The following is a 12,777-nucleotide window of genomic DNA, read 5'->3' on the forward strand; positions in this document are numbered from 1 at the left end:
GCAGATGTCATCTGTTCTGCACTCCTCTATATCACACAAGTCTTAGCCCAAGAGCATACCAGTGTGCGCATGACCAGCACTCACGAGTCCACTCACAGGAACCACAAGGGATTTCACTATGGAGAGTAAATCAAGAGTTTCCTGAATAAGCTCAAAAAATATTTGACAAAAAAATATGTTACGCTTGACTCGCTAAAATTTGAGGTTTAAATAAATGATAAAAAGACAAAAATTTTTTAGTGAAGGGCACTATCAGTATCTTTTAAGGGAACATGATGAGGCGGTAGAACTTCTGAAGACTATGACCTTCAAGTCGGAGTCTTCCGAAGAAGAAGCAGCGCTCCGTTCAGCCTTTATTCAAAATCTAGCGTTCCGAAAACTTACAGCAACCTATACAGCAGGAGAAGATATCGCCTCTCTTAATGGCCTGCTAGAAGATTTGGTTGAGAAGTATGAAGTGCGACAGCAAAAACTTTCAATATTAGAGCGCTCTCCTGAAATATCCCCTTTAGCAATAGATGATTGGTCTCACGAGTATGAGGAATGTGTTCAGGTTATTGGGTTCTGCATCCTATTGCATCGCCCTGATCTACTAAAACGGTTTGTAAAACTTGTAGATCGTGCAGGTTATGAAGGCGACGATACATTATATGAAGATCTACTTTTTAAAGTGTTGCCAGGAAGGCATAATGTTGATCAGTGGTACCACGATGTATACTCGCCATTGATCCAAGCCATCTATGCAAAAACTAAAGATGAAGCCGCTGATTTCCTTGAGGAGTATTGTCGTACGTGGTACGCCTCTTTCAAGCAAGCCCCTTGGCATGACACTCACCTTCAGGGAGATGAAGGTAACTATGTAGGCTATTGGGCCATCGAAGCAGGTGCGATCGCTTTTCTATACGACATAGACGACAGCAGGATAAGCCATGGGGTCTACCCTAAGGACCTCGTCGAATACGCAAGAAATTACCAAGGTACTAATGACACTCAGGTCAATCGTGTCCTTGCTGGCGATCCGTGCAGCAAAACAGGCTACTGGTTCACCCCAGCCCAAGCCAGTTCAAGACGTCACTTTCAGCAAGGCGAAGTCATGCCTGGTATTAGCGACTCGAAATGGGGCGACACGCTATGGTATTGGTCTGGGAAGGAATAGCATGACAATGCTGGCGCTACTCCCTGACGCAGGTGTGCGGTAGCGTGTCGAATGTTTAGGGTTTCGAAGTAAAAGTCTTTGAACACCGGGTGGATATCTGGAAGGTCATGGCCGTCATCGGTTGAATTCAAGGACCGGGTGACGGCCTGAAGAAAAGCATACGTATCGTCAACAAGGATCCCGAACGCTATGCCCCCAGTACTCTTTGACCTGCTTCGCTTCGCGCTGCAGGAATGCGGCATCAACCCCGGCCCTGAAGAACTGCCCAAGAAGGTATTCGATGTCGGAACGTTGCGCTGTGAGCGAAATGAGATCACCACGGGCGTCAGGGGGCATCGACATTCCAAGGGCTGCTCAACTGGACAAAAACGTCCGTCGCCAACGTTCTCGCCGCGTCCTGCGACAACATGCCAACGAACTAGAGACATTGACAATTGGGGCTTAAGGCATGAAAAAAAGACAAGAATTCTACACTGAAAATCAATATATGACCTTCCTAAAAGAATATGAAGAAGTTCTTGAGTTTTGTAAAACCAATACTTTCGAGTCTGACTCTATAGAACAGGAGGCCTCGCTTCGAGCATGGCACATGCAAGAATTCTTACTGGATAAAATTTTCTCCTGCTATACAGCTGGAGAAAAGGTGGAATCACTCATTCCATTGCTTGAAGAGCTGATAGACAAATATGAGTGTCGCCAAGCTAAATTAGCAATTTATGAGCAATCACCAAAAATATCCCCACTAGCAATAGATGACTGGTTGGATCAGTATGAAGAATGTGTTCAAGTAATTAGCCTATGCGTACTATTCCATCGCACTGATTTACTGAAGCGCTTCGTAATTCTAATGGACGAAGCAGGATATGCGGGCGACGACACTTTGTATGAGGATTTACTAAGAAAAACATTGCCCAATCGACAAGATATTGATCGATGGTATCATGATGTATACTCGCCTTTAATCCAAGCCATATATTCAGACTCTAAAGAAAAATCATCTAAACTTCTGAACGAATACTGTAAGCAATGGTACCCCGCATTCAAGCAAGCACCGTGGCATGATACCCACTTGCAGGGCGAAGGCGGAAGTTATGTAGGTTATTGGGCTTTTGAGGCGGGGGCGATCGCTTTTTTATATGGGATAGATGATACCAAGATAGATCACATGGTCTATCCTAAGGATCTCGTCGAGTACGCGAGAAATTACCGAGGTACTAACGCCACTCAGGACCATCTTGTCGTTGCTGGGGATCCGTGCACCAACACCGGTTACTGGTTCACGCCAGCACAAGCTAATTCGAGGCGCCACTTCCAGCTAGGCGAAATCATGCCGAGCATCAATGATTCGACAGGGGGTGATACGCTTTGGTATTGGTCTGGGGAGGAATAGCACGATGATGCTAGTGTTACTCCCTGACGCTGGTTTGCGGTGGTGTATCGAATGTTTACGAGTTCGAAGTGAAAGTCTTTGAACTCCAGGCGGACATCTGGATGGTCATGGCCGTCATCGGCTAGATTCCAGGACCGGGTGAGGGCCTGAAGAAAAGCATGCGAATCGTCAACAAGGTTCCCGATCGTCATGCCCGGCCCTCTTTGACGTGCTGCGCTTCACGCTGCAAGAATGTGGTATCAAGCCCAGCCCTGAAGAACTCCTCAAGCAGGTATTCGATGCCGGAAAGCTGCGCGGTGAGCGGAATGAGATGATCACGGGCGTCAAGGGTTCATCGACATTCCAAGGGCTGCCCAACTGGACAAAAACGTCCGTCGCCAGCATTCTCGCCGCGTCCTGCTACAACATGCCGACGATGGTCGGAATTGTCGAAAAGCGCTTGGTGAAATGGAAGGGGAAGCAGCGAAGCAGCTTGGCTGGGTCGTCCCCGTCCAGTCACCGAAAAGATCGGAGAAGCCTGCCAGTAGAAGACATCCCCGTTGCATTACAGGGTAAGGATCATCCAAGTGCAGGTTACTCTAATCAACCTATTAGTTCTAAATTGGGTATTCAAACCTCCGATATGTTAATGAGGGTCTGGAAGTATGTGGCGAGCACATTGCAGACTGTATATGCGCAGAAAGCGTTGATTGGGGAAAGTAGTGGGATGGGCATGCCAAGGTGTTAAAAGAAAAATGGTTGAGCGGGAATCCACGCGGTAGTAACCTTGGCAACGTTTCTAAAGGTGGTCATCCGAAATCCGGTGATGTGCTTTATAAGCACACAGCTAGCGCTTAAGGCGTGGGTATCGATTCGATTTGTCGAGCAACGCCCGAAAATAACGAGAGCAAAAAAATGCCATTGTTAAGCAAAACGACGCATCGAGAACATGTAGCTTATCATGGTTATGCAGAAGAGATGCGCCTGGCGTTTGATTAAAAATTTACTTCTTTAAGAAGAAATTTGATGATTGGCTGTTTTGAAAGAAGAGGATAAGTTTGTATTATGAATAGACGGCAAAAATTTCTTTCCGACTCCTATTATAAGAAATCTATAAGCCTCTACGATGCTACTGAGTTGCGTTGGGAGGGAAAGGCTATGCAGGCCGACTCTACATTACAAGAAAAGTCATTGCGGTTTGGATATTTTAAAGAGGCAGCGTTTAACGCGCTGCTAATAAGTTACACTGCCGGCGAGTCGATTGATAGCTTGTCTCCTCGATTAGAAAAGTTGGTCGGGAGCTATGAGGCTTATCAACGTGCACTTGCGGATGAAGAAGGTGAGCCAGACATCTCTCCACTGGCTATTGATGACTGGCCTGAGCAGTATGAAGAATGTGTTCAGGTAATGAGTCTATGTATATTGTTGCATCGCGTAGATTTATTGATTAGATTTGTTGGTCTAATGGATCGTGCAGGATATTCTGGCGAGGATACTCTTTACGAAGACTTGCTAAATAAATGTATGCCTGATCGGACGACTTTGGACGCATGGTTTCATGAACCTTATACGCTGCTAATAAAAGCTATGTATGCATCGGGCGCTAAAGAAGCTTCTGAGTTGCTGAGGCAATATTGTAATGAATGGTATCCTTCTTTTAAAAAGCATCAAACTAGTTGGCATGACAGCCATTTAGACATTGAAGGTGATGATGGGAGTTATGTCGGGTATTGGGCTTTCGAAGCTGGCGCGATCGCTTTTCTTTACAATATAGACGACAGTAAAGTAGATCATTTTGTCTATCCAAAAGATCTGGTCGAGTACGCAAGAAATTACCAAGGTACTAATGACACTCAGTTTAACCGTGTCGTTGCTGGTGAGCCCTGCACCAGAACCGGTTACTGGTTTACTCCAGCACAAGCAAACTCCAGACGCCAATTCCAGCAAGGCGAAATCATGCCGAGCATTAGTGATTCGACATGGGGCGATACGTTCTGGTATTGGTCTGGGGAGGAATAGCGCGATGATGCTGGTGCTACTCCCCCCCAAGATGAGCTCGCCGACCTTGGTTCCATGGATCAACGGACTGACGTCAGGGTTAATGTTTTGAAAAAAAGCCACCCCAATAACTGCGTTATTCCGCAGCGCTCTATTCCAGTCGCGGGCATGCAACGAAATGCCGGTTGATTGTTCCGATTCGATTTTTCGCACCACTGGCGCGATGATTTTCCTACTTGGCATGTGATCTTATACACTTGGGGGATGCTGGAGATGAGTGCAGTACGGTTATTTCCAAGTGCAGACACCGCTGTCTATGTCAACATCGCGATCATCGATATCCATCTCAAAAGAGTACTGCTTTCCGCTCTTACGATTGCGATAGACAAAGCTATTAATGAGTGCGCCCTGATGCATAACTTCATACTCCCCAGTGATCTGGCCGTCGGATACCTCGACCCAAACATCCGTGTAGTCCCAGGGGTGCCCTTGCGGCTTGTCTGTAACTTCAGTTGACTTGAGGACCAGCGGGATGACCGTATTGGACTTTCGATACTTGATGTAGCCACCTACCCAGCTCGAGCCAGGGTCGGAAAGGACTCGAAATTCGAGCTTTATAGGATTTGGCCCTTCAGTCGTCAGGCATCGGAAATCTTCCTCAATGGGTGCTTTCGCAAAAGCGTTGATTGCGGTAAGCAGAACAGTAATGGCGATAGTTAGCCGTAGCATCGATTTGATCCTCGTAAGAGCGGATGCTGGAGCTGACATCCAACACGGTTTTTGACTTGAAGCAGGCGCAGTATGCTGCATCGCGATGGCCGCTGGCATCACCTCGGCCATGACTTCAATTAGACATTTGAAATCGAAGCGCTTACGTGGGTGCATGTTCAGTTGCAGCGCTACGGCGTCGAACTCTTCGTGGCTGTGTACTGACAAGTCAGTCCCCTTCGGTAAATACTGACGAATCACCCCGTTGATATTTTCGTTATTGCCGCGCTGCCAAGGGTTGTGCAGGTCACAGAAGTAGATCGTGACACCGGTCCTTTGGGTAATTTCAAAGTGCCTCGCCATTTCCCGGCCTTGGTCGTAAGTCATGCTTTTACGCATCGTCAGCGGCATGCCATTGAGCGCGGAACTTAAACCCTCCATCGGAGAGATCGCTGTCGGATCATTCATCTTGACCAACATCACCTAACCATTGGTTCGTTCCACCAAGGTGCCTACACACGAAGCATTAGCCTTACTCTTGATCAGATCATTTTCCCAATGTCCCGGCATCATGCGGCCCTCAATTTCTGATGGTCACCCATGAATACTTATCATCTCCGGGATCCGCCCGCGCCGATCCACGCCACCAGAGCGCGGCCTACGAACGGTTTTGCCCTGACGCAAACAGATGATCAGGTCCTTGCGAAGTTCACCGACCGGCAGGGCGTAGATCACATATCAGATCGTCTCACGGCAGACGTACGTTTCTTTATTCACTCCACAAATTAACAAAAGCGTCAAAATCATTAGTTACAAAGTGAACGCTGCCAGAATCAGGATCAAAAATCTCAACAGCTATTGAAGGCACTTTAAAGTTCAGGCAAACCAGATGTCCACCTGCATCCCTTGCAATAGGGACCATGCCATCGGAGAGCCCTGGGGGGATTCCCGCACCTACGTACCATGAAATGGTATACGGGGTCTCATCAGGGGAGAAAGAAAAGAATTCGCTTATACAGGTAGCTGCGTCGCCATATGGGAATGAAGATACCTCTGGAGAGGCGTTGTCGGCATATTTAACCAAGTCTAAATAGGACTTTGGAAAAACTACGCCCAGCAATTTCTGTACTTGGGTAATCGTACTGTCGTCCACTGAAGAGCATTGTTCAATTCCAAAAAAGCTCCAGTCAAACTTCATGTCAAACTCCAGTTATTTTTTTATCTGCAAATCTCCCTCGATTTCTAAGCTGAAATAGCTCTGTCGAAGAGTATCCCACTTGTAGCATTTTGATTGTTCATTTTGATATCGCCATAGCAGTTGGAGTTTATCTGTTCCCGGTACGTGATGCCATGTGATTTCTTTGCCAGGGCTCATGTTCTGTCTCAGAAATAACATTTTTTTAGAAATTGTTTATGTTTTCCTGTCAGCAACAGACCGGAGACGGTGAGATGAACTCGCCGAAGATTACCCTGAACACCCTAAAAGCATAGTGAACTCAGTCGTGGCGTCAAACCGCATCTGATAAGCACCTTTAAACTCTCGAATGATCCGCACTTTGAAAGAAATTTTGGGATATGACCGGCTATAAATTAATCTGTCAAACAAGTTGCTGGTGATATGCTGTGATGTGACGGTGTACCTTCGCGGTGGTATCTTTGCCTGCGTGCGAAAGTTGGAAAGCGCCATTACTACCTTTTTGGCGCTGCGCAATGCATCGCCTATTCGCTACGTTTGTAACACCACATTGGCTTACCAGTTTGTTGATACCCCTGCCGTGATCAATTTTTCTGATCCTGTAAACCTGATTCCTTGGCTCTGCTTTACGTTCACCTCTTGCGGCGCACGCTTTCTGATAAGTTACTGCTTCATATTCAGGAGGCATTTCATGTTTAAATCCAGGATTGTCGGGCGTACGTTTATAAAAGGTTAAAGAATTTTAATTTATATATTATGATTTTATAATTTCAATAACATTGCGTTTTGCCTTGATATGGTTTTCAAGTGATATTTTGTCTAGTTCTGGGGGGGTATTAATCATTTTTAGGAACCAGTAGGCGTCTAGCATTTTAAAAATTCTATCCCATTGTGGTTCATTGGCGATAGTTTCTGATACAACAATACCATTAAATCCGTGGCCGTTGCCTTCAACAAAAATAAATGATTTATTTTCATGGCAATAGCCAATGATTTTTGGCCATTCTGGACTGTTTGGGATTTCTGGCTCGAATTCCTTTTTTTCAATAACGTAGTAATTTTTCATTCTGTCTCCGGGAACGTGTCTACTCTATCAAACTTCACTGTTCGTCTATCGAGGTATACTTAATTTGCGGAGCATTGCCGTCGCCATACTGTCTATAGGCTTCAGCCGTGGACTCTAATCTAACCTTATCACCTTTCCAAAAAGGAATCCTGGCTTGTGGCCCGGCCTCCAAGGCGTCGAGCATCGGCTGTAAGGTATTATCCATAACGTCTTGCGTTCGCGGTCGATCATTACGCCGTTGAATACCCGATTGATGATGTAACGGCGCAGCGCGCTCTTGTTTCAGTTGTCGCTACCGGCCACCGGGCGCGTCAGTTTGCGCAGGCCGGGACGAAGCGAGGCCCAGAGGAGCACGAAGTTGCCGTGGCTGCTGGGGTTGGCGAAATAAATCCGCGGCACGGGGTCTGGCGCGCAGCCCATCCATAGGCGGCGGGCGCCGGTGACGGTACGGGCCATGGAGGTTATGAGGGTGGCGACCACAGGTTTGAACATAACAGATTTCCTTATCCGATGAAGGACAGTCAAGGGCTAGCCAGGATGACCGCCAATGTCGGCAGCACCTGAGCGACTAGAACGACCGCTTGATTGCGCAACAGTTTAAGTGCCCCGCGCTGACGTTCGGCCCAAGGCGGCCCGGCACGGTTGGCCGGTTGCAGGCCAAGGCTTTGCAGGGCTTCGTCGAGCTCTTTAGTACGATCATGCAACGCGTCAGAGTCGAGGGCGATCAAGGCAAGCAGGCCAGCATCAAAGGCCACCCGCAGCGCCCAATATTTTTGCAGCAGGCCCGCGATGATCCGCCGGGTGCTCAGGAGCTGAACAAGATACAGCGAGCCCGCGAGGCGATGATCTCGCAGGCATAAGGGAAGTTAATTTTGAGACAGTACACTAGGAAGAGGTGGCGTTATTTGTTTCGCCAAATGATTCCGGGTCTTAAGACTAACGAACTACCCGAACTGGATACTAGCGTGCCTACTCTACAATCGTATGTGTATCCCCGGCATCCAAACAGATCGTCAATTGCTGGCCTTCCTTGCTGAAGGCGCAATGGGGCATTGCTTGCTGCTTCAGAACGGACAGTGGTACGCCTACAAAAAATCCAATTAGTGCTGTTGCAACCACTATTTTTCCGAATATTTTTAACCCGGAAATTGAGGCTTTTTTGTTCGCTGTTTTTGCTCTTAGATAGGCGTAAACACCGCTGGCGAGGATCGCTGCGCCGATCAGCATGGCAACCTTGATGTCTGACTGTACCGGACTGTATATCAGATTGCCGTTGGCATCGTCCGGGTAGTTCAGTTGCCACCAGCCGCCAATGCATAGCGGTACAAGCCCAGCGGCGATCCATGCGAGGATCGACCCCGGTAGCCGCAGCAAGATGGCCACTATCAAGCCAACTGTGGCAACGCCCCAGCCGGTAAGATTCAACTGGGTGCCCATGACGCCGCCGAACAGGGTGCCGCCGACTTCCTTGGGGGTCAGAAGGGCCCAACTGAAGAACGCGATGTGCAGAAGCACAACACATACGGTAATCCAGCTCACCGTATAGTAAAGCCATAGCCATCGGCTGTTGGAGTTAAGCATTGTATTACTCACACAGTGGTAGGAGCGCGTGTCAGAGAGATATGCATCAAACGAGAGAGCGCCCGGTATCAGCACCATCGCCGAACGTGTTGAGTTCAGAGTTGGGATAACAGGCATCTTCTTTTTTTTTGTGTTGCCCCCCAGTATGCATTATGCTTTTTTGGAGTGCACACTTTTTTTGGCGAGGTGCTTGCCAATCAATTTCAGTGGGGTTCACACAGGCCGGGGGATCACCACCAATCTGGACTTGATGAAAAATGGAAATGCGCTAATCGGGCTAGATGTAAAATACATAAATCTGCATCATGTAACTGGAGATAAACCAGGGCCGATGGTAGAGCTGACGGGGAGTACTCATAAAAATACAACAAAGAATTACATGGAACCATTGAAGACGGCAATAGTCTCAGAAACGCCCCGAAACTCGAGCTACAATATTCCAAGTTCAGACCAGCTTATTGGAAAGAACGAATCAAAGACTTTGAGTGAGAAAAAAGTGTATAGATATGAATAGCTGATAAAAAAACTTGAAAATTCTGGAGAAGATACTTTTTGGTTTGGCCCATCAAGTCCCGATCAAATCGAAAAGCTTGAGAGTATGTTGAATCTAAAATCCCCAAAAGACTTTAAGGATTTTTTGGCCGCTTGTGGCGGCGGAGGTGTTGCTGACTCAGAGATATGTGGGATTGAAAATAACGATGCAATCTTAGACTCCGGAGGGACTATAAACTATAGCACTTACTACTGTCGGTCAGACTTCGGCCTTCCTAAAACAATGGTTGTAGTCTATTTTAGGTATGATGAAATATGCTGAGTCATTGACTGTTCTACCTCTGGAGGTGGAAAATTCTAAGTTACGATCTTAACAAGAAGAAAATTTCAAAAATTATTGCTGATAATTTTTATTCGTTCTTTGAGGAGTATGTAAATCTTAGATCCTAGTGTGCTGTTGGTGAAATAGCTTTTCGTGATTTTCGGCTACACTTCATATGTCATTCCAGTCTTGCACAGCTTATCGTGAGCGCTCTGGATATCACGCTTAGCCTTGAAGAAAAGATTGATCTCAAACGACGCGTTCGCTCTGCCACCCTCCCTCAACGAGAAGGCCGTCGAGCACGCATAATCCTGCTGGCTGTCGAAGGCATAACCCGAGACAACATTGGACGGTTGACGATCTCCTGCCCAACTATCAAGCTTTGTTGTTACCGTTTCCAGGCACGTCGATTGGGCGGACTGGTCGACGAACTTGGGCGTGTACGCTAATCATCTTTGCCTGCGGAGAAAGTTCGCTGTGTTCTGGAATAGATCACCCAATGCTGCATCTGAGAGCCGATCTGGAGCTGTCGGAGCATCGCGAGGGCAGCGGGTATTTCCTCGACCACCGTCCATAAACCGTCAGCTGCCAATAATTTAAAGCCTCACCTGCACCCGCACGTTTAAGTTGGCCAACGATCCGCAGTTAGAGGAGCAATGCTGGTATGTGATCGGACTTTACTTGGCCCTGCCGGATAAGGCTTTGGTGTTGTGTTGTGATGAGAAAAGCCAGGTTCAGGCATTAGAGCGAGTATAGCCGGGTTTGCCTTTGGGCATCGGTCATATCCATACGAAATCCCATGATTACACCCGCTATGGTACGGTCACGTTATTCGTCGCACCGGATTACCTCCAAGGGAAATCTCGGATGAACATGGTTGAGCGATTCTCTCGAGACATCACTGTGTACTTGCGCGACGGCAGCTTTGCTTCCGTGTGCGATTTAGGAAGCTCTATCACAACGTTCATAGCGATACGCAATGCTCAGCCGCACCAGTACGTTTGGAACGCAAAGGCAGAAGAGAGTTTGAGCAAAATTCAGCGTACGCTTGAGGCGTTTGAATCAGTGCAAAAAATAAGTCATTTCGAAAACAGCGCATTAGTCGGCACGTCAAAACGATTTAGCCAATACTGCCCGCCAATAGTTTGATGGGGTTGCATTCACATCATTTGATATTGTTTTTTATGTATGCTTTTATTGATTCTGCATTCTTATAGCCAAAGTGCTGTTCTTGGCCTTCTTGATAACCTTCGATGCCACTCATTTGTTTGTCAGAAGTAATTGTTTTATCAGGAACCAATTTGTTATTTTTATTTCTCTCGTACGCATAAACTTGATAGAGCGTCCCATACGTACCGATACCCCGACTGGTGAGCTCCCAGGAAACCAATAAAAAAACATGTTTTTTATTCTTTACAGGATAAAAAAATATCGACTCCACCGTCGGATCAGATCCAGCAATATCGTACTTATCTACCAACTCCCTAATTCTGCCGCCCTCAGCATTTGACACATCCAGCACCAGCGACAAAGGGAAATTTTTATCACCAGTTTCCAAGACGGATAATTCGCCACGACCCTCAACTACCGACGTATTATAAGGCCCTTGTATTATCTTGCCCTGCAAATATTTCGTGTCATCTTGAGCGAACGTCAACCCAGCGATCACAAATAAAAAAATAGATGTTAAGATTTTATATTTCATATTCCACCACATATTAAATATTCATTAATCTTGCTAGGGAGGCTTCAATCAATTTGCCGCGTTGCGGCGGCAAGTCGAATTTACCTGACGCTCGGCGCTAACGGCGGAAAACTGCTCCATGTGTAGTGTGTCGTGTGAGTTTTTGTCCGGCTCACGGTGTTAAGCGCGCAGCTTGTCCTAAACCATAAGCCGTTTTCGAGCCAGCCACAAGTTTGACAGAGCGAACAGCGCAGTTAACTGAGCCATGTTTTTCACCAGACTACAACTGCGCACTTTCACGTAACCATGCTGTTGCTTGATCACCCTAAATGGATGCTCAAGCTGGCTGGCGCCTGAGCTTTGCAGTACTCAATTTTGCGCTTGGCTTTGTAAAGCATACTGCGTTTATTCAACTTGTAATAGAGGCTACGGCGCGCTGAGATTTGCCAGATCACCTCACGATTCTCATGTTCTTCACGCTTCTGGACACCGGTTTATCCAGCGTCCGCGTACGCCGCGTTTTCTTCGCCATGCAACCGCTCGGCGACCTGCGTGACAGCGGCCACATTTGCGGCGGTGCGGTGATGAACCAATCCTGACTCGGCATTCGCGCAAATATGGGGCTTTATCCCGAAGAGATACTGGTTCCCTTTATTTATCTGATGCCTCTCGGGATCTCGCTTTCCTTCCTCTTTTTTGGTCGAGCGGGGAGCATGAATAATGGTGGAGTCAACGATTGTGCCTTGGCGCAGTGAGGGACCTGTTTATTGCAGATAACCGTTAATAACCACAAAGACTTAAGGGGCCAACTGATGCTTCCATCAAGTTCACGATAGTGGTGTCTTCAAGTATCGGGGCGCTTAAGGTCAAACGTGCGAACTGGCGTGATTTGGTAGAGCGCTTCTTGACATGGCCGGATCGTTCAGGGAAAGCCAGTGCTGCAACAGATGGATGCGCAGCATGCTTTCCAGTGGATAGGGTTCTTCCGTCGCCTGTCTTGGGGTAGAACTGTTCTATCAGGCGCCTTTTCTGTGCCAGCGAAACGGTTTGGGAGCTTGATGGGCCTATCATCACTTGATTGAACGCGGTCTGCTCGTGGGGCATGGTTGTGCAACGGCAGAAAAGCGACCTAACTGGAAAGCGCCTGCTTTCATGAGTCAGGGAAAATATAAAAAGTCGGTCTAGGGTTGAGCTCGAACTGTCAAG

Annotated in this window: 10 protein-coding genes and 7 pseudogenes; 8 read left to right on the forward strand and 9 right to left on the reverse strand. The window is 47.3% G+C overall.

Annotated elements, in window-relative coordinates; translation table 11 throughout:
• The first annotated feature begins 214 nt into the window (after positions 1 to 214).
• Positions 215 to 1,156 (forward strand): PoNe immunity protein domain-containing protein, encoded by a 942-nt coding sequence (locus tag KDX30_RS15435; protein WP_231676797.1) that lies wholly within the window; start codon positions 215 to 217, stop codon positions 1,154 to 1,156.
• A 448-nt stretch (positions 1,157 to 1,604) separates the two neighbouring features.
• The gene (locus tag KDX30_RS15440; protein ID WP_231676798.1) at positions 1,605 to 2,546 is read left to right on the forward strand and encodes a PoNe immunity protein domain-containing protein; all 942 of its coding nucleotides are present in this window, start codon (positions 1,605 to 1,607) and stop codon (positions 2,544 to 2,546) included.
• Between the two features lie 20 nt (positions 2,547 to 2,566).
• Here KDX30_RS15440 and KDX30_RS29580 read toward each other — a convergent pair.
• Positions 2,567 to 2,656 (reverse strand): annotated as a pseudogene (locus KDX30_RS29580) (DNA adenine methylase); the annotation flags it as partial.
• 98 nt (positions 2,657 to 2,754) lie between these two features.
• Here KDX30_RS29580 and KDX30_RS15445 point away from each other — a divergent pair.
• Both KDX30_RS15445 and KDX30_RS15450 read left to right on the forward strand, forming a co-directional pair.
• Positions 2,755 to 3,273 (forward strand): hypothetical protein, encoded by a 519-nt coding sequence (locus KDX30_RS15445; RefSeq protein WP_231676799.1) that lies wholly within the window; start codon positions 2,755 to 2,757, stop codon positions 3,271 to 3,273.
• 317 nt (positions 3,274 to 3,590) lie between these two features.
• A complete protein-coding gene (locus tag KDX30_RS15450) occupies positions 3,591 to 4,544 on the forward strand; it encodes a PoNe immunity protein domain-containing protein (protein WP_231676800.1) in 954 nt (317 codons plus the stop codon).
• 759 nt (positions 4,545 to 5,303) lie between these two features.
• Here the strand turns inward: KDX30_RS15450 and KDX30_RS15455 are convergent.
• Positions 5,304 to 6,002, reverse strand: a pseudogene (locus tag KDX30_RS15455) (IS30 family transposase); the annotation flags it as partial.
• Positions 6,001 to 6,429 (reverse strand): SMI1/KNR4 family protein, encoded by a 429-nt coding sequence (locus KDX30_RS15460; protein ID WP_231676801.1) that lies wholly within the window; start codon positions 6,427 to 6,429, stop codon positions 6,001 to 6,003. The pseudogene KDX30_RS15455 and the gene KDX30_RS15460, both read right to left, overlap by 2 nt.
• A 427-nt stretch (positions 6,430 to 6,856) precedes the next feature.
• Between KDX30_RS15460 and KDX30_RS15465 the strand changes: the two are divergent.
• Positions 6,857 to 6,970 (forward strand): annotated as a pseudogene (locus KDX30_RS15465) (IS630 family transposase); the annotation flags it as partial.
• Positions 6,971 to 7,180: 210 nt separating this feature from the next.
• Here the strand turns inward: KDX30_RS15465 and KDX30_RS15470 are convergent.
• The 4 genes and pseudogenes from KDX30_RS15470 to KDX30_RS15485 all read right to left on the reverse strand — a co-directional run bounded on the left by KDX30_RS15470 (position 7,181) and on the right by KDX30_RS15485 (position 9,073).
• Positions 7,181 to 7,492 (reverse strand): hypothetical protein, encoded by a 312-nt coding sequence (locus tag KDX30_RS15470; RefSeq protein ID WP_231676802.1) that lies wholly within the window; start codon positions 7,490 to 7,492, stop codon positions 7,181 to 7,183.
• Between the two features lie 160 nt (positions 7,493 to 7,652).
• Positions 7,653 to 7,984 (reverse strand): annotated as a pseudogene (locus KDX30_RS15475) (1-acyl-sn-glycerol-3-phosphate acyltransferase); the annotation flags it as partial.
• Between the two features lie 29 nt (positions 7,985 to 8,013).
• A pseudogene (locus tag KDX30_RS15480) lies at positions 8,014 to 8,304 on the reverse strand (hypothetical protein); the annotation flags it as partial.
• Positions 8,305 to 8,461: 157 nt separating this feature from the next.
• Positions 8,462 to 9,073: a hypothetical protein gene (locus KDX30_RS15485; protein WP_231676803.1), complete on the reverse strand. Its 612-nt coding sequence runs from the start codon at positions 9,071 to 9,073 to the stop codon at positions 8,462 to 8,464.
• Positions 9,074 to 9,218: 145 nt separating this feature from the next.
• On the opposite strand from KDX30_RS15485, the gene KDX30_RS29775 reads away from it, so the two are divergent.
• The 3 genes and pseudogenes from KDX30_RS29775 to KDX30_RS15490 form a co-directional block, all read left to right on the forward strand.
• On the forward strand, positions 9,219 to 9,587 hold the full coding sequence (locus KDX30_RS29775) for an HNH/ENDO VII family nuclease (RefSeq protein ID WP_406643902.1): 369 nt from the start codon (positions 9,219 to 9,221) through the stop codon (positions 9,585 to 9,587).
• 3 nt (positions 9,588 to 9,590) lie between these two features.
• On the forward strand, positions 9,591 to 9,887 hold the full coding sequence (locus tag KDX30_RS29780; RefSeq protein ID WP_406643903.1) for an SMI1/KNR4 family protein: 297 nt from the start codon (positions 9,591 to 9,593) through the stop codon (positions 9,885 to 9,887).
• Between the two features lie 203 nt (positions 9,888 to 10,090).
• Positions 10,091 to 10,958 (forward strand): annotated as a pseudogene (locus KDX30_RS15490) (hypothetical protein); the annotation flags it as partial.
• Between the two features lie 94 nt (positions 10,959 to 11,052).
• On the opposite strand, the gene KDX30_RS15495 reads toward KDX30_RS15490, so the two are convergent.
• Both KDX30_RS15495 and KDX30_RS15500 read right to left on the reverse strand, forming a co-directional pair.
• Complete coding sequence (locus tag KDX30_RS15495; protein WP_231676804.1) at positions 11,053 to 11,592, reverse strand: hypothetical protein; 540 nt, start codon at positions 11,590 to 11,592, stop codon at positions 11,053 to 11,055.
• Positions 11,593 to 11,769: 177 nt separating this feature from the next.
• Positions 11,770 to 12,591, reverse strand: a pseudogene (locus KDX30_RS15500) (IS5 family transposase); the annotation flags it as partial.
• Positions 12,592 to 12,777: the final 186 nt, after the last annotated feature.

It is taken from the genome of Pseudomonas quasicaspiana (assembly GCF_021147825.1).
In the GTDB taxonomy this organism is placed as follows: domain Bacteria; phylum Pseudomonadota; class Gammaproteobacteria; order Pseudomonadales; family Pseudomonadaceae; genus Aquipseudomonas; species Aquipseudomonas quasicaspiana.

Bases quoted from the DNA above. Each gene is read 5' to 3' on its own strand.
- KDX30_RS15435 (WP_231676797.1), top strand. From the start codon at position 215: ATGATAAAAAGACAAAAATTTTTTAGTGAAGGGCACTATCAGTATCTT.
- KDX30_RS15440 (WP_231676798.1), top strand. From the start codon at position 1,605: ATGAAAAAAAGACAAGAATTCTACACTGAAAATCAATATATGACCTTC.
- KDX30_RS15450 (WP_231676800.1), top strand. From the start codon at position 3,591: ATGAATAGACGGCAAAAATTTCTTTCCGACTCCTATTATAAGAAATCT.
- KDX30_RS15460 (WP_231676801.1), bottom strand. From the start codon at position 6,429: ATGAAGTTTGACTGGAGCTTTTTTGGAATTGAACAATGCTCTTCAGTG.
- KDX30_RS15470 (WP_231676802.1), bottom strand. From the start codon at position 7,492: ATGAAAAATTACTACGTTATTGAAAAAAAGGAATTCGAGCCAGAAATC.
- KDX30_RS15485 (WP_231676803.1), bottom strand. From the start codon at position 9,073: ATGCTTAACTCCAACAGCCGATGGCTATGGCTTTACTATACGGTGAGC.
- KDX30_RS29775 (WP_406643902.1), top strand. From the start codon at position 9,219: ATGCATTATGCTTTTTTGGAGTGCACACTTTTTTTGGCGAGGTGCTTG.
- KDX30_RS15495 (WP_231676804.1), bottom strand. From the start codon at position 11,592: ATGAAATATAAAATCTTAACATCTATTTTTTTATTTGTGATCGCTGGG.